A 25,582-nucleotide genomic window follows, 5' to 3' on the forward strand; every position below is an offset into this window, starting at 1 on the left:
GGCGTCAGAATTTCTCGATGCCGGAGCGGTCCACCACGTTCTGGAAGCGGGGATCCTGATCTGCGACGACAAGCACGACCGCGACCACGCCAACGACGATGCCCTGTTCAATGCTGACGTTGGCGACGTCGCCGACCTTTCCGACAATTGCGCTGCTGCCAAGCAGCTTGTCGATGGCCGGATCCGAAAGACCAACCTCGAGCGCTTTGGACACCGCCACGGGCTCTGCAGACCATGTCTGTGTGAACCGTCCGTCCTCAATGACCTTGTGCAGGAATCCTACGAGTTCCCGGTCGACGGGATCCTGCAGTTTGGCCAGGCGGGAGGGGGCGAGCCGCTGCAGATTCGCCGCCGAGACTTTGGAAAGCTTCACGTCGACGGCCTTGGCTGCCGAGGCGGGATCTTCGAGGAAATCGGGAAACTTGATCCCCTTGCCAGTCGCCCGATGAAGCAGTTCGACGAGGTCAGGCGCCAGGAGTTCGTCCGCCTCCAGCGGGCCCGTCTCCCGCCCGCCCACGGGTGGCCAGTGAATCGGCCTGGGCGGGGCGCCCGTCGATCCACAGACGAAACCATCGTCGTCCGTGAGATAGACAAGCGAATCGGTCGCATCCAGCGCACCGATCGCCGCCTCAATCCGCTCCACCGCAAGATTGGCGATTTTCGTGGTGAGCCCCGCCATCTCCTGTGAGGCTTCGGGCGTTTGAGTCGAACTCGCGCGCAGGAGATCGGAGATCGCGCGCAGATGCGCGAGCACGGGCGCTGCAAATGGCGGGATCGCACGCACAGCGTTGGCGCCGATGAGAATCCCGCCCGACTCGCCACGTTGAAAGAGGATGATGCGACTCATATGTAGCTCCCAGGTCTGCCAGTCTGTGGAACGCCAGAACTTCGTGCGGGAAGGACGCAACTCGCCACGCCTGCTGGGGGCGACTCCGGTTCATTGAACCCGCAACATGACCGAACCGGGTATCGTGGCAAGCTTTGTGTCTTTCTGCATGGCCGGCGGGCATGGTCCGATAGAGGCTTCGTCCGCACGACGCAGCACGTGGTCCGTTCACGCGTTATGCGCTGCGCTCCAGAATGCGGGTCGAGATACCGACTAGCGCTGTTTGCACTTCGGTGTCCGGGATCTGGCTCGCCAGCAACGCCAGTTCACTCGCAAGCGCCAGCGTTCGGGGATGCGGCCAGTGTAGAGGTACACGCGTGCCGCACCAGTTGTCTATTTCGTCGTCAATCCTTGCGTCAATGCCCGCCTGCTGCGCGGCGACGGCTGCCTGAGCGCCCTTGCGGGACAGAGCCTCACGCAGTGCAACGAGCGAGACGATCTGCAGACTGACCTGCCTGAGCGCATCGTATGCCACGCGCCACGGCGAAGGATCCGCAGGCTCATACACTGCCTGCCACGGTGACGCGGGAGACGATGCAGAACCTGCACCCGCCGTATCCGGGACATGCCATTCCCCGCGCACATCATCGGGTGGTGGGCGGTGCGTCGCGGGATGGAGGCGCGGCCACGGAATCCCGACCTTTGCAAGCAGCTCGGCGTTATATCTCGTCCAGTCGGGCATGTTGCCTCCCGTCACGCTACCGTGGTGGATCGCTACGCGAGGGAGCGCTCGACGATCAGCCCGGCGATTGACTGCAGTTCGCTGCGGATCTGTCCTTCCGTGAGCGAGGCGGCGGCTAGCGACAATTCGCTGGCGACCTCAAACGCGAACGAGTTGGGTCCAGGCGGAAATGGCGGGCGGGGAGGACGCGGGCACAGTTCATCGACATCGGCTGCGATCTGTGCATCAAGTCCCTTGATGAAAGATGCCCGCTTCTGTTCGTCGGTGATGTGTGACGCAGCGCTTTTCAGGGCTGTGGAAGTCACCAGCGACGCCACCCAGAAAATCCACGGCGGATCGCCCGGATTGCGAGGCTTTAGCAGGACGCCGCGCGTCGGTTGATCCTCGGGCGACGGTCGGTAAAGATTAAAGTAGGCGCTCATTCCGGATGCCTCCAGAGGGCGTTGAAAATGACAGCCAGACACACGTACCCAGGCGGGATGCAATGCACGAGAGATCGATTGGCGCCCGCGGGATTATTGTTGTGCATGACATGCCCGGGATGGCTTGATAGGGCCATACGGGCTATGGAGGCTATGCGGGCCATGCGGATGGCGCACGGTTTCAGGATAGTGACTGCATGGAAAACAGCAAGGCGATTTTTCTGTTTCTGTAAGCAGGCAATGCGGCAATTTTCGCGGGTTCTAAAGCGCGGCTCTAAAGCCTGGCGAATTGCAATGAATGTGTATTGCGCTATTCGAATTTGATGGCAGTACTTTTTCGCGAATTGATCCTGAAATTTTCCTTAAGAAACGGGTTGCAGGAACCCCTTTTCGCTATAAGCGAAAATGACAGACTGATTGATGATAAAAAAATGTTCAACCGGGTTGACGCACCGATGCTTGCGGAGCGAGATCCGCCTGACTGCTATTGCGATACCGGGTCAGCCGTTGCGGGCCGCGTGCGAGCCAGGCAGTTGCAGCAGGCGTGCGACGTCGGGACCGTATGCGCCCGAGCGGAACAGGTGGCCCTGGAGACCGGTCGCGCCGCTCGCGCAGGCGAGCCTTGCGTCCTCATCGGACTCGATGCCCTCGATGATGACGGAGTTCGTACACGTACGGGCGAAGCCGACAAGCTGGCCCAGGCGCAGTGCGGCCATGTCGTCTTCGCGCGCGGCCACAAGGAAAGACCGGTCGATCTTGGCGACGTCCGCGTCAAGGCTGGTCAGTTGCTGCAGACAGCTGAAGCCGGTCCCGATGTCGTCGAGCGCGACCTGGCAGCCGAAGGACTGCAGCTTCCTGACGAACCCGATGACGGCTTCCGGTTGCGCGGAGAGCGCAGTCTCGGTGATCTCAATGGTCAGCCGGCTGGCGAGCTCGGGCGCCCCCTCGAGCGTGGCGAACGCAAGCGCCCACCATGCGTCGGGCACCGCGCTTTGCATGGAGATGTTGCAACCCAGGCGGACCCCGGGCAGCGCGCGCAGCCTCGCGATGATGGCCCGTACGACCCAGTGGTCGAGGCGGCGGGCAAGCCCGAGCTGTTCGATGGCGGCCACACTGGCGCCGATGTGGCGAAGCTGCCCATCCGTGCGCTCGCAAAGGAGCGCTTCGTAGTACAGCGGTTCACCACCCGTTCGCAGATCGTAGACCGGTTCGAAGTCGAAATCGAGACGCCCGGAGGCGAGCGCGCCGAAGACGCGCCGCGCGGTCGTCGTGTTCGCCTGATACTGTCTTCGCCACTGTGTGAATGGCTGGCCGAACTGAAGACTGACGGACTTTTCGATGATCGCTTCGGGACGCGTCCCTGAAGGCACGACCTCGGCGACGATAGCCGGGTACGCGTGGGCGTCGCCTGCCTTGACCGCCTCATTGCCGAGTGAAAGCAGGATCCGGTCGATCAGATACGGGCCAGGATCGACTCCCGATGGCAAGAGGCGCTGGGCGTGCGCCCGCAAGTCAAAAGAGAACAGCAGGTGTTCGCCCGTGCGCATCACGGTACACGTGTCGACAAAACCCAGCGCGTTCGCGCGCTCGTGCAGGATGCGCAGGGCATGGGCGGCGAAAGCGTCGCCGTAGGCCTGCGCCATCTGCCTGAGGTTGGTGACCGTCGCGATGACCGAGAGCGTGGTTTGCGGTGGCCGGTCCACGCCTTTCTCGCAGCCGGAGCGCGAGCACGCTGCCGGCAGGAGGTCGGACGACGGCGTGAAGGTGGTGTGTTGCGTCATGGATGCGGCTCCTTGCGCGCGACTGGAAAATTGCGCAACGCAGATTCGCGGTGCCATCACCTGCACGCTGTTACGCCATCAGGGGTTATGCGTCGATCACGCCGGCCCGAACGCTGGCGACGGTCCGGCGCCGACTGCGCCGACCCCGCTGACCCATGTGCGGGCGCTGACAGTTGACGCAGTCAAAGGATTGCGCGCAATCGTCCAGATTATGTGGATGTTGTATGGATGCGCAATGGATTGACCGTGAGGTGTCGGCCGGACGGAAGCCCGGGCGCATCCTTCGCGTCCGTGCGCGGGGCAATTTTCTTCATGCGATCCGGAGTATTTCTCGACAGTTCCTGAACCGTTCGGGTGCAGCATTTGCCGGCCCGAAGCCAGCGTCGACAGGCGCGCGCCGCGTCGGGTGAAGTCGCCCGCTGGTCGTGAGGTCGGCGGTGTTCACCCTCCAACAGGTCAGGAATGCAGATGAAAAATAATACACGGATGTTTCTTTCTCTGGCCATGCTGGCCGCGACGGGCGCGGCTCATGCCGACAACAGCGTGACGCTCTACGGCATCGTCGATACGGGGCTGACCTGGGTGAACAACGATGGCGGCCACAAGTCCATTTCGATGACCTCGGGCAACCAGTCGGGCAACCGGTGGGGCCTCAAGGGTGCGGAAGATCTCGGCGGTGGCCTGAAGACTATCTTCACGCTGGAAAGCGGATTCGATTCGACGAACGGAAAGATGGGGCAGGGCAGCCGCCTGTTCGGCCGGCAGGCGTTCGTCGGTCTGAGCGGCGACAGGTGGGGCACGCTGACGGTGGGGCGCCAGTACGATCCGCTGGTGGACCTGGTCCAGCCCGTTCAGGGCGACAACTTCCTCGGGGGCGTATTCATCTCGCCGGGCGACATCGACAACGCCGACAACAGCGCCCGCGTCAATAACGCGATCAAGTACACGTCACCGTCCCTGTCGGGTTTCCAGTTCTCGGCACTGTACTCGCTGGGCGGCGTCGCGGGCGCGACGGGCTCCGGCCAGAGCTACGCGGTGGCAGCCGCCTACAGCAACGGTCCGCTTAACGTCGCTGCGGGCTACTATCATTTCAACAACGGCAACGCCGCGAACCGGGGTACGACGACGTGGGATTCGCTGTTCAGTACGCCCGTGAACGCCGCCTATGCGACTGCGTCTGCGATCAACAATGTCCGCTTTGGCGGCAACTACCTCGTGGGTCCCGTGACGCTCGGGGGGTACTACAGCCATGCGGAATACACGGCAGACGGCCGTTCCGCATTCGCGAATACGCAGAAATACAATACCGGCTCGGTGTACGCCGTGTGGCAGGTGTCGGCGCCGCTGCAGACGCAGATTGGCTACGTGTACATGAAGTCGAGCGGCAATTCTTCGGCGAAGTACCACCAGTTTGCCGCCGCCGCCGACTATGCACTGAGCAAGCGCACCGATGTCTACGCGTGGGCCGCTTATACAACGGCATCGGGAACGCAGGATCCGTCGGGTACGCCGGCCGTCGCCGTGATTGGCTCTGCAACGGGTGCATCGGGCTCCGGCAGGCAGGCGACGGTGACGGCCGGTATCCGCCACAAGTTCTGAACGAAGGCCGCCGTACTGGCGGCATCGACCACTTCACGTTCGTCGGATCGTCGATCTGGCGTTGCAGCGTGCCTGGGCAGCGCCACCCGCGCTGATGTCATGCGCGGAACCCCTCCTCAGGCACTGCCCACATTCCGTTTGCACAGTCGCTGCGCAGTCGCCGTGCAGTCGCTGACCGCGCAGCCCGATCATGGGCGTGCGGCGTCGGCGACTGTCACATCTGCACCACCCAGCGCCTTGTACAGCGTCATCCGGTTGTTGAGCTGGTTAAGCCGGTTCAGTGCGGCGGCGCCCTGTGCGTCGCGCAGGCGCTGCTGCTGGTCGAGCCACGGCTGCACGCCCGTTGCCCCTGCGATGAAGCGGACCCGGGCGAGCGCTTCTGCGCGTTGGGCCTGCTCAAGCGACAACGTACGCTGCTCGCCTTCACGTTCGAGCTGCACCCGCGCGGACAGAGCATTCTCCACTTCGCCAAGCGCAACATAGAGCCGCTGCCGGAACGCCACGACGGCTTCTTCGTACTGTGCGCGGGATACCCTGATCTGCAACTGCATCGTATTCCACTGGATGAACGGCAGCGCGAGCCCCAGGCCCAGCGTGCCAACAGGATTGGACAGCACGCGCTCGAGGCTCGCGCTCGATGTGCCGACCGATCCCGTCAGCGTGAAGGACGGATAGAAGCTGGTGCGGGTCAGGTCAACGTTGGCAAGCGACTCGCGCAGCCGGAATTCCGCCGCGCGCAGATCGGGACGTCGACCGAGCAGACCGGCAGGCAGCCCCGCGGGGACGGCCGGCGGCGGTTGTCCGGGCAGCGCGTCGGGCTCAGCGACGTGTACCTCGGGCGGCTGGTCGAACAGGATGGCGAGTGCGTGGCGGCTCTCGGTGCGCTGCTGGATGAGCTGCGTCTGCGCGGCGCGTTGCGCGGACAGGCTCTGCTCGGCCTGGGCAAGATCAAGCCCCGAGACGGCGCCCGATGCATGGCGGGATCTGACGAGCGCGACCGTGCGTTCGGCGTAGGCGATGTTGGCATCCCCCAGTGCGATCTGCAGGTTCAGATAGCCCGTCTGCCAGTACAGGCCCGCCGTCGTGGCGATCAGCGACAGCCGGACGGTGTCGCGGTCAGCCTGTGTCGCCTCGGCTTCCCAGCGCGCCGCATCGCGCTGGGCGGCCAGCTTGCCCCACAGGTCGAGTTCGTAGCTGAGCGACCCTGTGACACTGCTTGCGCGTGAGACCTGACCGGTGTCGAGCGTGCGTGACACACTGCCGCTGCCATCGAGCGTCACGCTCGGCGTCAGGCTGGTTGCGGCAAGGCCGGCCTGCAACTGCGCGCGGTAGACGCGGATGGCGGCGGCGGCGAGGTCATTGTTGCGCGCGAGGACGTTGGAGATCAGATCATCGAGTACGGGATCGCTGAAGCCGCGCCACCAGTCAGTCGGTATCGGTGCGCCGGTGGACGCGAGCACGGACGAACCTGAGGCTGCGGACACGGCTTCGTTTGTCGTGCGGTAATCGGTCCAGTGGTTAGGTACGTTCGCGGCCGGTAGCGGCTGATGCCGCGCGCCCGCGCAGCCGGCAAGCAGCACAGTGGCACATGCGAGCGTAACGAGACGGCGGGGCGTGGTTGCGGGTTGCATGACTGACCTCGCCTCAATCGCGTGCGAGCGCGTCGATGGGATCGAGCCGCGCGGCGTTGCGTGCGGGCATGAAGCCGAAGACGACGCCGATCAGGGTCGAACAGAGGAACGCGGCGAGGACCGACGTCATCGAGAACACCATTTTCCACTGGACGATGAACAGGGAGAAGGCGACGCCTGAGGCGAATGCCAGTGCAACGCCGATCGCGCCACCCATCAGGCAGACCATCACGGCCTCCACGAGGAACTGCTGCATGATGTCGCCCTGGCGCGCGCCAACGGCCATCCGGATGCCGATTTCACGCGTGCGCTCGGTGACCGAGACAAGCATGATGTTCATCACGCCGATACCACCGACCACGAGCGAGATCACCGCAATCAGGGTGAGGAGCAGCGTCAGCGACCGGCCTGTCTTCTCGACCGTCTTCACAACGGTGTCCATGTTGTAGGTGAAGAAGTCCTTGCGCCCATGGCGCTGCGTCATGATCTTCACGAGCCCGTCCTCGGCGACCTTGCTGGGCTGCCCGGCGCGCACGCGCACCGTGATGCTGTCGAGATACTGCTGGCCAAAGAGGCGACCACTCGCGGTCGTGTACGGCAACCAGACGTTCAGGCTCTTCGCGTCGCCAAACGTGCTCTTTCGCTCGGCCGTCACACCGATCACGATGCACGGCAGATCACCCACGAGCATCACCTGGCCGAGCGGGTTCACGTTCGCGCCAAAGAGCCGCTGCCGGGTATTCGGGTCGATGACCACGACCTGCGCCTGCCGGCGCACCTCGTCAGGTCCGAAACCGATCCCCTGTGCGACCCGGGTGCCGCGCACCTGAAACCAGAACTCGCCAACGCCGCTTACGAGTGCGTTGACATTGACGTTCCGGTAGCGCAGCACCAGGTTGCGCGATGTTTCGGGCGTCGTGCTGTCGATGTACGGCTGCTCGGCCAGCGCCGACACGTCGGCGGGAACCAGGGTCTGGATCCTGTCCGCCTGGCTGTCGCCCTGATCCGCACCGGGGTAGATGCTGATCGTGTTCGTGCCGATGCTGCCGATCTCGTCGAGCATGTAGCGTTTGGCGCCTTCGCCGATCGCGACAATCGACACGACGGACGTGATGCCGATGATGATGCCGAGCATGGTCAGCACCGTACGAAGTCGGTGCGACACGAGTGCACGCCACGCCATGCCGGCCGCCTCCACGAAGCGGCTGAAGCCCGCCGACCAGCGTCGGGCGGGTGGCAGCAGTACGGCCGGGTCAGCGGGATCAGCGGGATCAGCGGGCTCGGCGGCGTCGCGTATGGCCTCACCCGCGAGCGCGCCTGATGCAGCCGAACGCACGGAAGGGTCATCAGCCAGGTTATCAGCCGCGCCATCCGCCGGCGCCCGTTCGGGTGCATCGTCTGCAGCAGGCACGTTCGCACGGTCGGCGATGATTTCGCCGTCGTGAATCTCGATGATGCGACGCGCGTGTGCCGCGACCTGCGCATCGTGGGTGACGATGATGATCGTGTGGCCAAGCGCATTCAGTTCACGCAGGATGCGGATCACCTCGTGGCCGCATCTCGAGTCCAGCGCGCCTGTGGGTTCGTCCGCGAGGATCACGTCGCCGCCGTTCATCAGTGCGCGGGCGATACTGACGCGCTGCTGCTGGCCACCGGAGAGCTGGGCTGGCCGGTAAGCGGCGCGTTCGGCAAGGCCGAGGCGCGCGAGCAGTTCGATTGCACGCCTGCGCCTCGCCTGCGGGGCGCTGCCTGCATAGACGGACGGCACCTCGACGTTGGCCGCTGCATCCAGATGCGCGAGCAGGTGATAGCGCTGAAAGATGAAGCCAAACCGCTCGCGTCGCAACTGCGCGAGTTCGTTCGCATCGAGTTCACGCGTCTCGTGGCCTGCGACACGGTAGCTGCCTGCATTCGGGTGGTCCAAGCAGCCGAGGATATTCATCAGCGTCGACTTGCCGGAACCGGATGCGCCCATGATCGCCACCATTTCACCCGCGTCGATCGACAGGTTGATGTCCCTGAGCACAACCGTCTCATGGTCGCCGGACGCAAAGCGGCGCGTCACGCCGGTGAGTTGCAACAGTGGCTGCGTCATGGTCCGATGATCCCGGTGAGGGCGTTGTCCCCGGCAGGTGCATCGGCCGCGTTGGCGGGCGCCTCGCCGACCACGACGCGCTCGCCAGCCCTGAGCCCGTCGCGGATCTCGACTCTCACGTTGTTGTTCAGTCCGGTGTGGACAAGGCGCGTCTGAACCTGTTCGTCGGCCCCGGCGACGCGCACTGCGTACCGTCCGTCCGGCGTCTTCGCGCCAAGCGCCGCGACGGGCACGCTGAGGACGTCGTGCGCAGTGCTGATCAGCACGCTCACCTGCGCGGTCATCGAGATGCGCAGCAGGTGACCGGGGTTGGGCACTTCAAACAGCGCGTTATAGAAAATAGCGGTGCCGGGTTTGGATGAGGCGCTGCCCGTGCCGCCGGGCGAAGTCTGCGTGTCGAGAAAATTCTGCGGCGCGGGCTCGATCGCGCGAAGCCTGCCATAGTAGCGTGTGTCCGGCGCGCCGAGGATCGTGAACCAGGCGGTCTGGCCCGGGTGCACGCGGATCACGTCCGCCTCGGAGATCTGCGCCTTGACGGTCATCGTGTCCAGATTGGCGAGCTTCAGGATCACAGGCGCCTGCTGCTGGGCGATCACCGTCTGGCCTTCCTGCGTGACGATGGCGACGACTTCGCCACCCATCGGTGCGACGATCCGGGTGTAGCCAAGGTTGGCCTGCGCGGTTTCGACCTGAATGCGCGCGGCGCGGATCTGTGCGTCGAGGGCCGAGAACGTGGCGCGCTGGACGCCGGCGGCCGCCTGCGCGGATTCAAGATCCTGGTGCGCCGTCGCGTCGTCCGCGATCATCTTCCGCTGGCGGGCGAGCGCAAGGTCGGCCTGCGCGAGTTGGGCAGCCGTTGCGCGACGTTGCGAAACGAGGTTATCGACGGTCGTGTGCGCCTGGCGCAGCGCGTTCTCGGACAGCACGGGGTCGATCTCGGCGAGCCACTGGTCCTTCACGACCTTGTCGCCGAGCTTCACCTTCAGCGCGCGCAACTGGCCGGACGCCTGTGAGCCGACGTCCACCTGGCTGAACGCCTGCAGCGTGCCTGTCGCGAGCACCGCGTTCTCAAGGTCGCCACGCTCGACTTTCGCAGTCAGGTACTGCACACGCGTGTCCGGCACGAACCAGTCCCACATCAGCAGGACGGCCAGCGCGGCGACAAGGATACCGGCGGCCACGTAGCGCAGGCGGCGGGAAGGTTTCTTCATCAGCTCAGGTGGTTGAAAAACGCAGGAATTCGCGTGAGGAACAGGAAGCGGGGAGGCGCAGGCTTCTACATCAGGCGTGCGCGCCGGCCTTGACGCGCGATGCGGGCAGAGAGCGCACCGCAACGCGGGCAGCGACCAGGTCGACGATGCGACCCGCCCGACGAGCAGCGGGGTTGCGCTTGCGCCCTGGCTAGCAGGCCTGTTATCAGGCCTGGTTATCAGGCCCGCGCCATGAGCCGTGCCGGGACAGCGCTGGCGTATTGCCTGAAATACCGGTACAGGAAGCGCAACCGGTTATGTCCTCCGACCACGCCGATACGCGGCAGCAGGTAAGGGTCATCCGCGTTGCTGGCCAGGCCGCGCACAGTGGTGGTGGCGCTCGCGTAGCCGCACAGCTCGACGAGTTCCCGCACCTCCGGGCAGACGTCGCCATAGGGATAGCAGAATGATTCCACCGCCTCTCCCGTCATGTCTTCCAGGCGCTCGCGCGATTCGAAGATCTGGCGTTGGGCCTCAGCGCTCGCCGTCTGTGTGAGCGACACGTGATCGAGCGTGTGGCTGCCGATCTCGTGGCCGGAAGCATGCCAGCACAATAGCTCGCCACGGTTCATCAGCACCGATTGCCGGGTATCGAGATGGGCGTCCCAGTGGTTGACGCAACCGAGCCGGTTGACGACGAAATAGCAGGTGGCGGTAAAACCCAGGTCATTGAGCACGGGCGCCGCGCATTGCAGCACATTACGGAATCCGTCATCGAACGTGATGCCGAAGACCTTGCCGCTGCGCTCGCCGCGCAGATAGGGCTGCAGCTCTCTCATCGACACGCCACGGTACCCGAGACGGCTGAGCAGCGTCATCTGCGCGCGAAAATCGGTCGGATCGACGCTCAGCCCGCGAAGGGTATCGGTTCGGGCTGGCAGGGCGCGGATCTGGTGATACATCAGGATCGGGTAAGGCATAGGATCAGTAATACGATGAAAGCGACGATGAGCATCTGGCGTGTATGAGCGTTGACGACGCGGGTTGCCGGAGGGCGGGGCGCTCGGCTGGCATCCGTGGCTGGCATCTGCGGCGGGTTCCCCGTCCGGGCCGCGCTGCCCGGTTCAGGCGCGCAGCGCGCCCCCCGCCGCGGACGGGCGGCGCAGCCGGACGGATTCGAGATAGACCGAGCGCGTCGCTTCGAGGAACTTGCTGAAACTGAATTCCCGCCGGCTTTTGCGCAGCGCCGCGTGTCCCATTAGCGGAATCAGTTCGCGCTGGCTGGCGAGCATGAAGAGCACGCGCGCGATCGCATCGGGCCCGTGCGGCGGCACGATCCAGCCGTCGACGCCATCCTCGACGTTCTCCGGCAGGCCACCCACATTCGTGACGATGACCGGGCGACCCATCGACATGGCTTCCCGGCACGCGTAGGACAGGCTCTCGCCATAGGACAGGACGAATGAAACGTCCGTCGCCGTGAGGATGTCCGACACGCGATCACTCAGTCCCGTGTAGGTGATCTGCGACGCGAGACCGTACTGCCTGACCTGCTGCAGCTGATCCGCTGTCGGGGGATGACCCGCCAGCAGGACGCGGAACTGTCGGCGCAGCGGCGCGGGCAGTTGCCCGAGCGCGGTGACGAGGTCTCCCCATCCTTTTTCGTGCGCGGTGCCTGCCACGCTGCCCAGCACGATGGTGTTCGCGCTGGCGGGACCGAAGTAGGCCGCCTTGCGAAACTGGACTTCTTCGCGCGAGGGCCTGCCAGGCACAGGAGAAAACACGCCATGCTTGATCACGGTGACATGACGGTAGGGCGAGCGCTCGCTGAGCATGTCGTGGACATAGTCGCTAACGGCGATCGTGCGGGTGGTCGCAAAGCGCGCGCGAAAGAAATTGCCGACACTGTTGGCCTGTCGCGTGTTGTGCTTGGTAAAGACGATAGCCGGTTTCGACGCACAACCCGCGATGGCGAGCATGACCTGCCGGTGATCGGCCGAGCCGTTCACATGGATCACGTCGAAGCGCGATTCCGTAATCAGCGAGCGCAGGCGTACAAGATTGGCGAGAAAACGCTGCCAGCGCGGCTTGAAGTCGATCTCCACCACCCGCACGCCGGGAATCCTGCGCACCTGTTGCGACAGATGGCTGCCACGCGGTGAGGCGACGGTCACCTCATTGTCGCCGCTCATGGCGGCGGCAAGACCGGAGATGTATGTGTCGTGTCCACCGCCATGGCCGCTGTGGAAATTGGTGTACAGAATTTTCATTGCGCTTTGTCCTGCAAATGGTCAACATGATCGAACGCCTGAGGCGTGGTCCGGCAGCGATGCTGTCTGCAACCCGCTCCGGGAACACACGCCGGTTTGAGATGGCGTCGCGCTGTCAGCATGACCATCGTCGCCCGGTAAGGTCGATGGATCATGGAGGACGTGTTGAGATTTGATTGAGTGAGCCGGATGGCCTGGCGCAGCCGAAGCGAGCTCGCACCGGGTGTCGGGCAACGCAATGTTCATGAGCGGCCGGGAGACCATTGCGCTCAATGGTGCTGATGATGTAGTGTCCGCTTTCACCCCAGCAATACCGGATCGAACCCGTCACAACGCCACGACCGTGTTACTGGTGCACGGTTATACTGACTTCGGACTGCCCGGATTCGCCCACCCATGAATACTTCGAGCGCACACGACGACGCGCTGCGCCGCGAATATGATGCTGCGCTGGCGCAGCTGGATGATGCTTACCGGCAGCTTGAACAGGCACTCAGACACCATCCGTCTGATTCGTCCGCGGTGGTGGACGCGCGGCAGATGTATGAACGCGCCAGGCGCGGCTGGTTGTCTTCTGAACTGGCCTTGCGTGGTATCGCGCAAGACCGCAATCACACGTGATGCATCGACGAATGCGGCGGCCGGGCTTACGCGTCGAACGCCGTCGACTCCATCCAATCTGCATGGTACGTCGACACATTCTGGATGGAGTCGATCACCAGTGGAAACATCGTCTGGTCGGGACGTTGTCACACATGTTTGCACACCGGCCTGCACCGAAGGACCGGTGCTTCCAGGCGTGCGGCAGTCACGCGCACCAGACGAACGCCACATGAACACCGCACGCCCAGCGCTTACCAGTCTCCATAGTAGTCGTGGTAATAGCGGTGGTGCCAACCATGGTCCCAGCGATCATCATCCGTCCACGACGGCGCAACAATCACGGGGGGCGCCTGGTAAATGACGGGCGGTGACCGATACACGACGGGCGGCGGCGCATAGACGACAGGCGACGGCGTATATACCGGGGCCACGCCAAGGTAGATGCCAATATCAGCCCCCGCCCACGAGGGGGGTGATAGTGCAATGAGAAGCAGGCAGGTGGTGCCTGTGATCAGTTTCTGAGGTTTCATGTCGTCACCCGAAAGGTACTTTTGATCGCGGACGTCACAGTGTGTTGCCACCGGTTCAGAGCTGGGCAGCGAAGGAGTATTCGCACATCACCGTGTGAGGGTGACGGAACAATACGTGATGCTTAGCATCATTGTTGTAACGGATTGTCGAAGAAGGTGTGGGTTGACGATCACGATACCGCTTCATGAGTCATACGATGTGTTTTCGGTTCTGTCGCCAGCGCCAGGCCGGAAATCACTTGATAAACAACTGGTTCAGGCTCGAAAAGGCGCTTGTGATGCAAGCCTTGGCGAGGTGACGGCGGGGAGAAGGCGCACGATGTTCGCCCGGATCAGGCCAGGCTTGTAACCTGGTCCACGTATTCTGCACCCAACATCCATCAAAGCTGAACGTGGAATTCCGTTTAGGACCCGGGATGTTCAACATGTACAGCTGCTAACGCAGGACAACACCTCACGGTTCAATCCGCATTCTCCCGGTCCGGCGCCAGCGTGTAGCGGATGGCCACCTGTGACATGGCGATCTGCATCGGCTGGTCATGGTCAGAAGCCGTTTCAGTCGCTCCGGGTACCGGTCGATCTGTCAAACGGGTCGGCCTCCGCCTGATCGGCCTCTCGAGGCAACGACGCGCAGGCTTCGTCAATGCTGATCACGATGAAGCCTGAGGGATCCTGTTTTGCACGCCGCTTGGTCAGCGCTGCAGCCGACGCAATGTCTTCGCTGTTGTACGGAAGCGAGCTGCCGTGGAACTGGACGTGCACGCAACCGATTGCCATGGTGACAAAGCCATAGAAGGTGGGATTGCCGCGGCGATCTTCGCCACGAATGCCGCCCGCAATCTGGTCGGTCAGCGCATAGAAGCGTTGCGCGCCCTCGTTAAATGATCCGATCGCGCGTAGTGCACGCTCTCGCCAGTCATCGCTCTGGAACAGCACGAGAAAGTCGTCGCCGCCCACGTGTCCCAGGAAGTCGCGCGTCGGGTCGCATACGTCCGCCAGCACGGTGGCGGCGTACTTCAGCACTTCATCACCTTTCCAGTAGCCATACTGATCGTTGAAGGGCTTGAAATGGTTCAGGTCGACGTAACAGGCGTAGAAGCCGCCTTCGTTTCGCAGGAGGCGTTCAATGTGTGAACTGATGGGAATGTTGCCAGGCAGGAAGGTCAGTGGATTGGCGTAGCGCGCGGCTTCTATGCGCGCTTCGGTGACTGCCCGCACGAGGCTCTCGCCCGTGCCTAGCCCGAGGTAGCGGCCATTGTCGGTAATGACGAAGCCGTCCGTGAGATAGCGCTGGTCGTCGCTCGCGAGGTACTCGGCCATCTGCTGCACATTCAGGGATTTCTCGATCAGCAGCGGGGACGTATTGGCGAACATCAGGCAGGACCGCTTGCCGAACAGTTCGCGATGAAACGGCTGCGCATACCGGTCCATGAAGGTGCGCCGGTTGAGCAGGGCGACCGGCTGATTGTCTTCGATCACTGCGAGCGCGTGCAGGTGAGACATGCGGTTGAACCACGCAAGCACATCGTCGTTGGTCGCCTGACGCGGCAATGCCGGCGCATACACCAGAAGTTTGGCGGTCGCCACGCCGCCTGAGAGCGAGGTCATGCCCGGGCGCGCCGTTTCGGGAAAGACGGCAATCTGGCTGGCGCGGACTGTCCGGCGGATGTTCTCGGCGATCTTGCGTTGGGGCTGCGCCGCCGGCCGACCGAGCAGGTAGCCCTGGCCGTAGCCGATCCCGATATCGCGGGCGACGGTCAGGTCCGCTTCGGTCTCGAGTCCCTCCGCAATGAGTTTCGCCCCGCTTGCGCCGGCGAAGTGCTGCATCGCCCGCACCGCTTCGAACTTGAGCGGGTCGCTTGCGACACCATGAATGAAGAACCGGTCGATCTTGACAATATCTGGTTTCAGCTGGACCCACAGGTTCATGGTCGCTCGGGCTGTCCCATAGTCGTCAAGCGCGAATTGTGCGCCCGACGCGCGCAGGCTCGCGAGGGCGGGCAGAAAGCTGCCGACATCGGAGATCGCGCCTTGCTCGGTCAACTCGATCACGATGCGCCTCGGATCGATGCCTGCGTGCCAGGGGCGGGTATGCTGCTGGGCGGTGAGCGCGGCGAGCTCGCGAATCGTGTCCGCGCTGAAATTGATGAACAGCCGGCCATCGAATTCCAGTCGCGCGAACGCATCGATACACGTGCGCGCGGCCGCCCGTTCGAGTTCAATGACGCGTCTCTCGGTGTTCGCCTGCGTGAACAGCGCGAATGGCGTCTCAAGCGCAGTGCCCGCCGGCCCGCGGATGAGCCCCTCGTAGCCGAGGATCGCGCCATCATGAAAATCCACAATGGGCTGAAATACGGCGCACAGGCCGCCCCTGACGATCAGATCGTCAAGGCTGGGCGACGCAGGCGTCGTTGATGAGCGAAGTGGCATGGCGACCTGCAAAGGCGATGAACTTCACGTTGGGCGACAACGGCCGGAACAGGAGAACGGATCCCCGGAAAGATTGAGCATCACGTGAGTCGGTCGCACACACATGAGTGCGCCGCGAGCGGTGACTGACCGGGCGTTGACGGCTGTTACTCCCGGTCACGCTCACTTCATCCACCTCATGAACCGGTAGATCAGTTCGCCAAGGACGGCGGCAATGACGGCCGTCACAACGCTCGCCTCCGGTCCTGGAGGCAGTCCGTCATGCGTTGAACCTCGGCGCTGCAGCCGAGATAGAGCACAAAAACCAGAAAGATCCTTGCTGCGATCACGTATCGCGTTTTCATCCTGTTCCTCAAGGCAGACGACGCGCCCTGCACGTCGTGTTACGTGCAGGATCCGGCATGCAGGTGAATGACGGGAGTCGTGGCGCCACGGCTCCCGTGCGTTGCGATGTGGGGCGCGCTGTGTCACGCGCCCCGCGACCTTTACTGGAGCAGTTTCAGAACCTGCTGCGGCATCGAGTTCGCCTGCGCCAGAACCGAGATGCCCGCCTGCTTGAGCACCTGCGCCTTCGACAGGGCCGCCGTTTCCGCCGCGAAGTCCGCGTCGGTGATCTGCGAGCGGGCCGCGCTCATGTTCGTCGCCTGCGTGTTGGTCGTCGAGATGGCCGCCTGGAACGTGTTCTGGGTGGCGCCCAGCGTCGCCTGGAACGTGTTGACGCTCGTCAGAACGCTGTCGATCGAGCTCATCGCGGACTGGGCTGCCGACGCCGTCGAGACGCTCAGCGCGTTGATGCCGAGGCTCGTCGAGTCCCACTTCTGCGAACCGAAGTTGGCCGTGATCTGCTGGCCGTTGAACGCACCGATCTGGAAGTTGACCGAACCGATGCCGTTGAGCACCGCCTGGCCGTTGAACGTCGTCTGTTGCGCCACGCGCGTGATTTCCGTCAGACGGGTCGTCACTTCCGACTGCAGGTTCGCCAGCGCGCTCGAGTTGAGCGAGCCGTCACCGGCTTCCACCGACAGCTGGCGGATGCGCTGCAGGTTGTCCACGATCGACTGCAGCGCGCCGTTGGTCGTCTGCACCATCGAGATACCGTTGTTGGCATTGGATGCGCCCTGCGTGAGCGCGTTGATCGACGCTGTCTGCGAGGTCGCGATCGCGAGGCCTGCTGCATCATCGGCAGCCGTGTTCACCCGCTTGCCCGACGACAGACGGTTGATCGCCTGCGCGAGTGCGCTATCCGATCCTGACAGGTTGTTCTGCGCCGTCAGCGACATGATATTCGTGTTGATGTTCAGCATTTTTCGTCCTTGTCTGTAAAACGCCCCGGTGCTCCCCGGTGGATACATCTGGCGTGGCGCATGTTCGATGCACTGCGCCTGCGCCTGTCGTGGATGACGGCGACCAGGAATCGAAACTTTAGAGATTTATCTGGATTGCTGATGAGTTTTATTTGTAGTTGGAGATAGTGTTAAGAAACGATATGGATTCAGTGAAGTCAGCAATTCTTCACTGGAAAAAGGGCAGTTCAGTGGGTAAGGTGAAAAGTGCTGCCCAGGAAGCGGGCACACGATTCGCGTAGACGTGGCGGCAAAATTGTTGAGAGTCTATGAAGGAACGTTGAATGACGTTGTTGCTGTTCATTCTGCGTGAGTGGTTGTGGCAATCGGCGATATCGGGGCAAGGCAGGATGCATGCATGAAACGTGTCCCATATTTCCAGGATAACTAAACAAACTGTGACCAGAATGTCGCTGATGGAAGGCGGGCGCGATGGAATGAAGGCCCGGAATGCGGGCCGGCGTGACAGCGTCGCCGCAGGGCGACGTTCGTAGGCAATGTTTTACGCCCGGGGTCACTGACGATCGCGGGCAGGCGATTGGGCGCTATGAAGCGCTATGAAGCGTGATGTGGCAAATCCGGTGCAGCGTAACCGGCAGGCCATTCTGGTCTGGCGGGGGCTGTCGCCGACATCAGGAATATCCGGCAACGGATCGGGGAGAGCGTTATGGGTTACCAGCAGGGGTTGAGCGGACTGGCGGGCGCGTCAAGCGACCTCAACACGATCGGCAATAACATCGCGAATGCGCATACCGTCGGCTTCAAGCACGGTCAGGCGCAATTCACCGATGTGTACGCGAATTCGGTCGTCACGGCGATCAACAACCAGGTCGGCATCGGTACGCGCATGTCGCACGTCGAGCAGAATTTCTCGCAGGGCACGCTCAGGAGCGACGACGTTGCGCTGCATGTCGCCATCAACGGCGACGGGTTCTTCCAGATGTCGAACAACGGCACACTGACCTACTCACGCAACGGCGTCTTCCAGCTCGACAAGAACGGCTATATCACGAATGCTGACGGCCTGAAACTCACGGGTTATCCGGCCAGCGCCAGCGGCGTCATCAATACGGCATCCACCGTGCCCCTGAAGGTGCAGACGGCGAACATTCCGCCCACGGCCACCACGACCGTGACCGCCGGTCTGAACCTGAATGCCCAGGATCCCCTCCGGCTGGGCGCGCCGACGGTCACGACGTCGGGCGCGCTGTCGAGCCGGGGCGTGACGATTACCGACGCCACGCAGGGCACCAACGCCGAGACGTGGACGATACGCTTCACGGGAGCGGGCACCTACAACCTGAGTTCGTCTGGCGGGTTTTCGCAGATGGGTCTGACGCACACCGCGAACTCGCCGCTCAAGCTCGGCAATGGCGAGACCATCACGCTCACGGGCGCGGCAGCGGCTGGCGACAGCGTGACGGTGGCGCCTAACCCCGTCGTCTTCAACCCCGCCGACAGCGCCACCTACAGCTACGCCACCTCGGTCGGGGTGTATGACTCGCTCGGTGGCAGCCATCAGGTCGACATGTACTTCGTGAAGAAGGGAGCGGGCGCCTGGGACGTGTACGCCGGCAAGACGGGGAACGTGCCGGCTACGAAGATCGGCACGGCGAAGTTCGACACCGGCGGCAATCTCGTGAGCACCACCGACGCGGCAGGCGCGGCGACCTCCATGCCGTTTGCCTTCAACTTCTCCATTCCGAACACGGACGGCTCTGCGACGCCCCAGGCGCTCACGCTGAAGATCGGCGGCACGACGCAGTTTGGCAGCAAGAATGGCACGTATTCGTTGACGCAGGACGGATTCGCCGCCGGGCAACTAAGCCGGTTCTCGATCGGCACGGACGGCACGCTCACGGGCAACTACTCGAACGGTCAGACCGCGGCGCTCGGCCAGATCACGCTCGCGACCTTCGCGAACCAGAACGGACTGGTCAACCTGGGGAACAACCAGTATCAGGCGACGGCCGCGTCGGGCGTCGCCGTGATCGGTACGCCCGGCTCGACGAACCACGGCATGTTGCAGGGCGGGGCGACCGAAAACTCGAACGTCGACCTCACCAGTGAACTCGTGAAGCTGATCACCGCACAACGCAACTATCAGGCGAACGCGCAGACGATCAAGACCCAGCGGGCCGTCGACCAGACGCTGATGAACCTGTAAGCGCGATGCCGTCCGGCATCGTGATGTCAGTGACATTCGCGGCGGCCGCATCGGTTCGCCGCACACGCTTTGCGCACCACCGGGCTGCGCGCGTCGGGCTGCGGCCCACCACGAGACTTAACGCTGCGCACGATGATGCGCGAAAGAGGAAAGACCAGTGAACCGCTCACTTTATATCGCCGCCACGGGGATGAATGCGCAACAGGCGCAGATGGACACCATCGCGAACAACCTCGCGAACGTCAGCACGAATGGCTTCAAGGGCTCACGCGCCGTGTTCGGAGATCTGCTGTACCAGACGATCCGCCAGCCGGGCGCAAACGCGACACAGCAGACGCAGTTGCCCTCTGGCGTCCAGCTCGGCACGGGTGTGCAGCAGGTCGCGACCGAGCGCCTGTACACGCAGGGCAACCTCCAGCAGACGGGCAATTCGAAGGATGTCGCCATCAATGGCCAGGGCTTCTTCCCGGTCATGATGCCCGACGGCACGAACGCGTACACGCGTGACGGCTCATTCCAGACCAACGCGCAGGGGCAGCTCGTGACCTCGGGCGGCTATCCGGTGGCGCCCGCGATCACGGTTCCGCAGAACGCGACGTCACTCACGATCGGCCGCGACGGCGCGGTGTCCGTCACGCTCGCAGGGTCGAGCGTCAGCCAGCAAATCGGCGCGATGCAACTCGTGACCTTCATTAATCCGGCCGGGCTCGATGCAAAAGGCGAAAGCCTGTTCGCGGAGACAGCGAGCTCGGGCGTACCCAACTTCACGGCGCCGGGCACGAACGGCGCGGGCGTGCTGAATCAGGGTTATGTCGAGGCGTCGAACGTGAACGTCGTGCAGGAGCTCGTCAACATGATCAAGACGCAGCGTGCGTACGAAATCAACAGCAAGGCGGTGACCACGTCCGACCAGATGCTGCAGAAGGTCAGCCAGCTGTGAGGTCGGTCCCGGCGCAGTGATCGCCGGATCTGACGCGCCTCGCGGATAACCCGTCGACATCCCATCGATATCCCATCACCGGCTCTCATGCCGACACCAGGATCCACGCATGTCCAGCAACCTCATGGGGATCGGCCTCAGTGGGCTTCAGGCAGCCCAGTGGGGGCTGACGACCACCGGCCAGAACATCAGCAACCAGACGACGCCCGGCTATTCCGTGCAGCGCCCCGTCTACACCGAGGCGAGCGATCGATACACCGGTTCGGGCTATCGCGGCGGTGGCGTGTCGACCACCACGGTCCAGCGCCAGTACAGCCAGTATCTGGCGACTGAACTCAACAGCGCACAGTCGAACGCCGGTTCGCTCGATGCACAGTACCGGCTGATCGCCCAGCTCAACAACATGGTGGGCAATCCCACCACGGGTATCGCGAGCGCGATCACACGCATTTTCAACGGCCTGCAGACCGTCGCGAACAATGCGTCGAATGCCGCGATGCGCCAGAGCGCGTTGAGCAATGCGCAGTCGCTGGCCGACCAGATCAATGCGGCCGGCGACCAGTACGACAAGCTGCGCGCGAGCGTGAATACGCAGATACGCGAGACGGTCACGCAGGTCAACAGCTACAGCGCACAGATCGCGCAGCTCAATGCGCAGATCCGCGCGCTGGGACAAGGCCAGCCGCCCAACCAGCTGCTCGACCAGCGCGACCTCGCCGTGTCGAACCTGTCGCAACTGGTTGGTGCCCAGGTGGTGCGTGGCGATAGCGGCTACAACGTCTTTATGGCCAACGGCAAGCCGCTCGTCGTCGCTGACAGGAGTTTTGACCTGACGACGGTGGCGTCCCCCTCGGATCCGACGGAAACGGCTGTCGCGTATGCGGGTCTCGCAGGCGTCGCTGGCGCAACGCCTCCGCAGATCGTGCCGGACGGCATCGCGCTCGGCGGGCAGATTGGCGGGCTGATGACATTTCGCAGCCAGACGCTTGATCCCGCCCAGTCGCAGCTCGGCGCGATCGCAACGAGCTTCGCTGCGCAGGTCAATGCACAGAATGCGCTTGGTATCGACCTGAACGGCAAGCGGGGCGGTGCGTTGTTCACGGTCGGCAGTCCGGCCGTCCTTGCCAACGCGAACAACACCGGCGGCGCGACGCTCGGTGTCGCGCTCGCGGATCCATCGCAGCCCGCGTCAAGCGATTACACACTGTCGTACGACGGGGCGAACTACACGCTGACCAATCGCCAGACGGGGCAGGTGGCGGGGCTCGCGGGCAGCCTGCCCGCAACGCTCAACGGCATGAAGCTGTCTCTCACAGGCGGCGCGATGAACCGCGGCGATTCGTTCACGATCCAGCCTACTCGCGGCGCACTAAACGGCTTCGCGCTGACAACAGCCAGTGGTGCGGCCATAGCAGCGTCCTCGCCCGTGCTTGTGTCAGCAGGCCGCACCAATCGCGGCGCCGCATCCGTGACCCAGGGCGAGGTATCGGCAGGCTACGCGCTGCCGGCCAGCGCGACGACGCTCACGTACCGTAGCGCCAGTCCCACATCGCCGGGCACGCTTTCCGGTTTTCCCGTCGGCTCGACCGTCAGCATCGACGGCACGCCGCCGACCGTCTACACCATTACGGCTGCGAGTCCCAATGTTCCGTACAACCCGGCCAGAGGCGCATCGCTGAGCGTCACGGGCGGCACGATCAACCATGTCTCGCTGCAGATCACCGGCAGGCCAGCGAGCGGCGACACGTTCACGATCGCGCCGAATCCGTCGGGCGGCAAGGACGGCCGTAATGCGCAGGCCATGTCGAACCTCGTGTCAGCGAGGTCGAAGGGCAATGGCGCGCTCACCCTGACCGACTCGTACGCCAACTACGTGAACGACATCGGCAACCAGACGAAACAGGTGCAGATGTCGGGCAAGGCGCAGGCCGCACTCGTCACACAGATCACGAGCGCGCAGCAGTCCGTGTCGGGCGTGAACGCCAACGAGGAAGCGGCGAACCTGCTGAGGTACCAGAAGCTCTTTCAGGCCAACAGCAAGGTGATCCAGGCGGCCTCGCAGATGTTTGACACGATTGTTGGCATTGTGAAGTGAGGTACGGAAGGTCTATGCGTTTTCGGAAGTCTGAGGGATCGGTGCTGGCGCTGTGCGTTTCGTCAGCGGCGCTTTTTTTTATCGGAGTCGCCTTTGTCGGCTACTGGCGCATCCGCGACCATGCGCACTGGGGCGTGGTTGAGCAACTTGTCGCGGGGCTCGCACTTGTCGGGCTCGGATTTCTGGGACTCGTTCCATGGAAGGCGACCAATCCTGTCAAACCGCAGAAGCTTCCCGCAAGCCTGCGTTCAGCACGACGCATGCTCGTGACAGGGACCGCCGCACTGCTGGTCGCGGTGGTGATCTATGCGGTGCGCACACGCATGGCATCGGCCCCGTGAAGTCGTGCATTTTCCACAACGTTGTCCACGGAAAATGTGGATAACCAGGGCCTGGCATTCAGCGGGATGCAATCGTCCCGCTTCGGAACGCCATCCTCACGCCAGCCGGTGCGGCACCGCGCGCCGTCGGGGTTTGCCGTTCCGGCCAGGCGCGTGCTGCCGACGCAGCATTGGGTTCGATCATGTTTCAACTTCATGCGTCACTGGTTGTCGCTGCCGCCTTCTCCATGTCTCCGCCGGCCGGGCCAGGCGCGCTGACCGCAAACCCGTCTGGTCCGTCCGCAATTCCATACGCAAGGCCGTACGCAAGCCCGTATGCAGGCCCATCCGTACGCGCGACTGAATTTGTCGTGACCGTTGCGACGCGGGATCTGGCCCGCGCGAGAGCTGGCCGGCCGCATGGCCTGTCGTACGTCACGGACGAGACACCTCGGGCGCTTGCTTCGGCCTTGCGCAAATGGCTGGCGGGCGAGGGTGACGCGGGATTGCGCCTGGGTATTGTCGACCGGCTCACCCTGTTCAGCTTCTTCTGGGCCGCCCAGCAGATGCCCGTGTCTTCCCCGTGTTTCAGGAGACCCGATGGCGACCCATGCGAGATCGAGCTGGCGCGTTGGCTGGCCGAGGTCCGACGCGGATCGCCTGCGTTCCTTGCGGCATACCGGAAAGCGCAGGGGCCACTTCGACTGCCTGCCCTCAGGGACTGACGGATTCGTGCATACGCCTGCACGGTCGGGCGCCGCAGGAGTGGTTCCCGTCGATACAGCGCGCCTCGAAAACTTTCTCCAGCATGTCTATGGGCGATCTGCACAGATTCCCAACATCGTGGAACGAAAATCGCTCGGTCTTCGATCAACGTGGCGGGTTGGCGTTTTTTTCCGCCGGTTGAAGCAATTCATGGTGTTCCTGCCTCTGCAGGTGGGCATGCAATTCCGAACATCGCACTCCTGAGCATCTGAAAACTCAGAAAGCGGCAATCGCGCTCGTACGCTCGGGCTCCAGCGGCCGTCCTCGCGGGAAGGAGTCCATTCGCCGACCTCAGGGTCGGCTTTTTTTCTCGTTCTTCGCTCATATCCAGGATGTAACACGAGCCTGCCGTTATCAAAGAGAGGGGATGGTTGATTGGTATCGTCACCCTTATAGTTGTAGTTATCGCGGTAAAGCACTTTCGGCACTGATCGTTTGACCAGGGACGTACGCTCGGCATGTGAGGCGGGACTGCCGACAATTCGGCCAGACCCGAGTGAGAATCGCAGCCTTGTGCGTAAGCGCCAGTCGGCGCGTTAGCTGAGTACTTGAGTCCGTAGCCGATGGGACAACGCCGACCCTTCATCCGGTGCGACGCTCGCTGAACTACCCGATTGGTTGCCATTCGCCGTTGAGAAACACTGCATAGGTAAGACGGGCTTCAGGATGTTGCCGGCGTTCCATCGGTAGCTCCATCACACCGCATTCAAAGTCGCCGAAGGAGCGGTTCGCAGCACATGCGTTGCCGATCAGATCTTCCAGCCGATAGATCAGTGTCGCGGTGCATTGCTTCATGAATGCGACAAGGTCCATCTCGCATTGCGGATATTCGGCGCTAACCAGTTCGATTGTCGGTGAATAAACCCGACCGTCGGGCTTCATCGCGAAGTCTTTCCAGACGACTTTCTGACCTGCTTTCGGATGCTCCCAAGCGTTGCGTAGCTCTCGCATAAACGCAATCGCCTGGGTAAGGTCATCGAAGAACGTGCAGAATCCGTGGTCATCGCCGTGCTTTTGATGAATTGCGGTTTTCAGATTTGCCAGCAGCCCTTTACCTTCAGCCGGTTTATAAATCGCCACAAGGAAATCGATCAACATCTGTCGGAGGTTGTTGATCAGCCTTATATAAGTGTCAATGCTTGTGCGCAAATCGGGCGTGTGAGGCAACATTTGCCCTTTGTCGCCGCGGGGGATTCCGGCGGCGGCAATGCTTGAAATCTGTCCAAAAACCTTGTCGGTCAGGTCCTGCATCTCACAGAGAATCCCTGTCCCACCAAGGATGATTTCCATCGCCGTTTCCTGCGCAATGGCGTCGCTCATGAACCCGGCGTTAAACAGCCTTTTTGCGGAAACGAGTATTTTTCCGACGACCGGATTTTCAAAGCCGTAGGGAAGCGCCTTTTGATGAACATCGCGCACGTCGATGTTAGTACGTTCAGGATCAATGTGATCGGCCAACTGCGTAAGGAAAATGCTCTTGTCCTTTACAGCGTAGAGGCCGTCCGGTGTTCCGAACATAAAACGGATGGGCGTCTGGTCGTCCGCATCTCCGACTTCGAAGACCTTCCCGCTGTCTCTGATCTGGTCAATTTCACGTTTCAAGTTTCGACGCCTTATCGCAGTTCCGGAAATACCAGCAATATAAATTTTCACGACCGTTTCGCCAAGTCCGATGACCGATCGATGCTATCGCGGCGCGGCCGTCGTCAACGCAGGTTGTCGGAGCCTGCGAAGAGCTGGGATCGTTGAGGCACAACCGATGCCCACCTTTCCCTCATTCCCATGCCCCATAAGGTTCTTGCATGAGGCAACGAGCAAACAAGGCCTCGGTTA

General features: G+C 62.8%; 19 protein-coding genes. 6 read left to right on the top strand and 13 right to left on the bottom strand.

Going from position 1 to position 25,582, the window contains the following annotated elements; genetic code table 11:
* Positions 1–4 precede the first annotated feature (4 nt).
* The 4 genes from QEN71_RS35135 to QEN71_RS35150 form a co-directional block, all read right to left on the bottom strand.
* Positions 5–847: a hypothetical protein gene (locus tag QEN71_RS35135; RefSeq protein ID WP_201651942.1), complete on the bottom strand. Its 843-nt coding sequence runs from the start codon at positions 845–847 to the stop codon at positions 5–7.
* A gap of 214 nt (positions 848–1,061) precedes the next feature.
* Positions 1,062–1,568: a hypothetical protein gene (locus QEN71_RS35140; RefSeq protein WP_201651940.1), complete on the bottom strand. Its 507-nt coding sequence runs from the start codon at positions 1,566–1,568 to the stop codon at positions 1,062–1,064.
* 32 nt (positions 1,569–1,600) lie between these two features.
* The gene (locus QEN71_RS35145) at positions 1,601–1,990 is read right to left on the bottom strand and encodes a hypothetical protein (RefSeq protein ID WP_201651938.1); all 390 of its coding nucleotides are present in this window, start codon (positions 1,988–1,990) and stop codon (positions 1,601–1,603) included.
* A 500-nt stretch (positions 1,991–2,490) separates the two neighbouring features.
* Complete coding sequence (locus QEN71_RS35150; protein WP_201651936.1) at positions 2,491–3,771, bottom strand: EAL domain-containing protein; 1,281 nt, start codon at positions 3,769–3,771, stop codon at positions 2,491–2,493.
* A gap of 468 nt (positions 3,772–4,239) precedes the next feature.
* On the opposite strand from QEN71_RS35150, the gene QEN71_RS35155 reads away from it, so the two are divergent.
* Complete coding sequence (locus tag QEN71_RS35155) at positions 4,240–5,370, top strand: porin (protein WP_201651934.1); 1,131 nt, start codon at positions 4,240–4,242, stop codon at positions 5,368–5,370.
* Positions 5,371–5,558: 188 nt separating this feature from the next.
* Here QEN71_RS35155 and QEN71_RS35160 read toward each other — a convergent pair whose 3' ends face one another.
* From QEN71_RS35160 to QEN71_RS35180, 5 genes are all read right to left on the bottom strand, one after another.
* Complete coding sequence (locus tag QEN71_RS35160; RefSeq protein ID WP_201651932.1) at positions 5,559–7,001, bottom strand: efflux transporter outer membrane subunit; 1,443 nt, start codon at positions 6,999–7,001, stop codon at positions 5,559–5,561.
* 13 nt (positions 7,002–7,014) lie between these two features.
* The gene (locus QEN71_RS35165; protein WP_201651930.1) at positions 7,015–9,096 is read right to left on the bottom strand and encodes a MacB family efflux pump subunit; all 2,082 of its coding nucleotides are present in this window, start codon (positions 9,094–9,096) and stop codon (positions 7,015–7,017) included.
* Entirely contained in the window at positions 9,093–10,307 is a 1,215-nt protein-coding gene (macA, locus tag QEN71_RS35170; RefSeq protein WP_201651928.1) for a macrolide transporter subunit MacA, read from the bottom strand. Before macA ends, QEN71_RS35165 begins: the two co-directional genes overlap by 4 nt.
* A gap of 218 nt (positions 10,308–10,525) precedes the next feature.
* Positions 10,526–11,266, bottom strand: coding sequence for a polysaccharide deacetylase family protein (locus QEN71_RS35175; protein ID WP_201651926.1), 741 nt, complete (start codon positions 11,264–11,266; stop codon positions 10,526–10,528).
* Positions 11,267–11,410: 144 nt separating this feature from the next.
* Positions 11,411–12,556, bottom strand: a complete 1,146-nt coding sequence (locus tag QEN71_RS35180) for a glycosyltransferase (protein WP_201651924.1) — start codon at positions 12,554–12,556, stop codon at positions 11,411–11,413.
* Between the two features lie 396 nt (positions 12,557–12,952).
* On the opposite strand from QEN71_RS35180, the gene QEN71_RS35185 reads away from it, so the two are divergent.
* Positions 12,953–13,177, top strand: a complete 225-nt coding sequence (locus QEN71_RS35185) for a hypothetical protein (protein WP_201651922.1) — start codon at positions 12,953–12,955, stop codon at positions 13,175–13,177.
* 233 nt (positions 13,178–13,410) lie between these two features.
* On the opposite strand, the gene QEN71_RS35190 is transcribed toward QEN71_RS35185, so the two are convergent.
* The 3 genes from QEN71_RS35190 to QEN71_RS35200 all read right to left on the bottom strand — a co-directional run bounded on the left by QEN71_RS35190 (position 13,411) and on the right by QEN71_RS35200 (position 17,423).
* On the bottom strand, positions 13,411–13,689 hold the full coding sequence (locus tag QEN71_RS35190; RefSeq protein ID WP_233471919.1) for a hypothetical protein: 279 nt from the start codon (positions 13,687–13,689) through the stop codon (positions 13,411–13,413).
* Between the two features lie 555 nt (positions 13,690–14,244).
* Positions 14,245–16,119: an EAL domain-containing protein gene (locus QEN71_RS35195; protein ID WP_201651920.1), complete on the bottom strand. Its 1,875-nt coding sequence runs from the start codon at positions 16,117–16,119 to the stop codon at positions 14,245–14,247.
* A 485-nt stretch (positions 16,120–16,604) separates the two neighbouring features.
* Positions 16,605–17,423: a flagellin domain-containing protein gene (locus QEN71_RS35200; protein ID WP_201651918.1), complete on the bottom strand. Its 819-nt coding sequence runs from the start codon at positions 17,421–17,423 to the stop codon at positions 16,605–16,607.
* A gap of 706 nt (positions 17,424–18,129) precedes the next feature.
* Here QEN71_RS35200 and QEN71_RS35205 point away from each other — a divergent pair.
* From QEN71_RS35205 to QEN71_RS35220, 4 genes are all read left to right on the top strand, one after another.
* The gene (locus QEN71_RS35205; protein ID WP_201651916.1) at positions 18,130–19,629 is read left to right on the top strand and encodes a flagellar hook protein FlgE; all 1,500 of its coding nucleotides are present in this window, start codon (positions 18,130–18,132) and stop codon (positions 19,627–19,629) included.
* A 157-nt stretch (positions 19,630–19,786) separates the two neighbouring features.
* Positions 19,787–20,569 (top strand): flagellar basal-body rod protein FlgG, encoded by a 783-nt coding sequence (gene flgG, locus QEN71_RS35210; protein WP_201651914.1) that lies wholly within the window; start codon positions 19,787–19,789, stop codon positions 20,567–20,569.
* Positions 20,570–20,678: 109 nt separating this feature from the next.
* Complete coding sequence (gene flgK / locus QEN71_RS35215; RefSeq protein WP_201651912.1) at positions 20,679–22,664, top strand: flagellar hook-associated protein FlgK; 1,986 nt, start codon at positions 20,679–20,681, stop codon at positions 22,662–22,664.
* Between the two features lie 14 nt (positions 22,665–22,678).
* On the top strand, positions 22,679–23,005 hold the full coding sequence (locus QEN71_RS35220) for a hypothetical protein (protein ID WP_201651910.1): 327 nt from the start codon (positions 22,679–22,681) through the stop codon (positions 23,003–23,005).
* Positions 23,006–24,355: 1,350 nt separating this feature from the next.
* On the opposite strand, the gene QEN71_RS35225 is transcribed toward QEN71_RS35220, so the two are convergent.
* Complete coding sequence (locus tag QEN71_RS35225; RefSeq protein WP_201651908.1) at positions 24,356–25,351, bottom strand: hypothetical protein; 996 nt, start codon at positions 25,349–25,351, stop codon at positions 24,356–24,358.
* Positions 25,352–25,582: the final 231 nt, after the last annotated feature.

It is taken from the genome of Paraburkholderia sabiae, from assembly GCF_030412785.1.
GTDB classification, from domain to species: domain Bacteria; phylum Pseudomonadota; class Gammaproteobacteria; order Burkholderiales; family Burkholderiaceae; genus Paraburkholderia; species Paraburkholderia sabiae.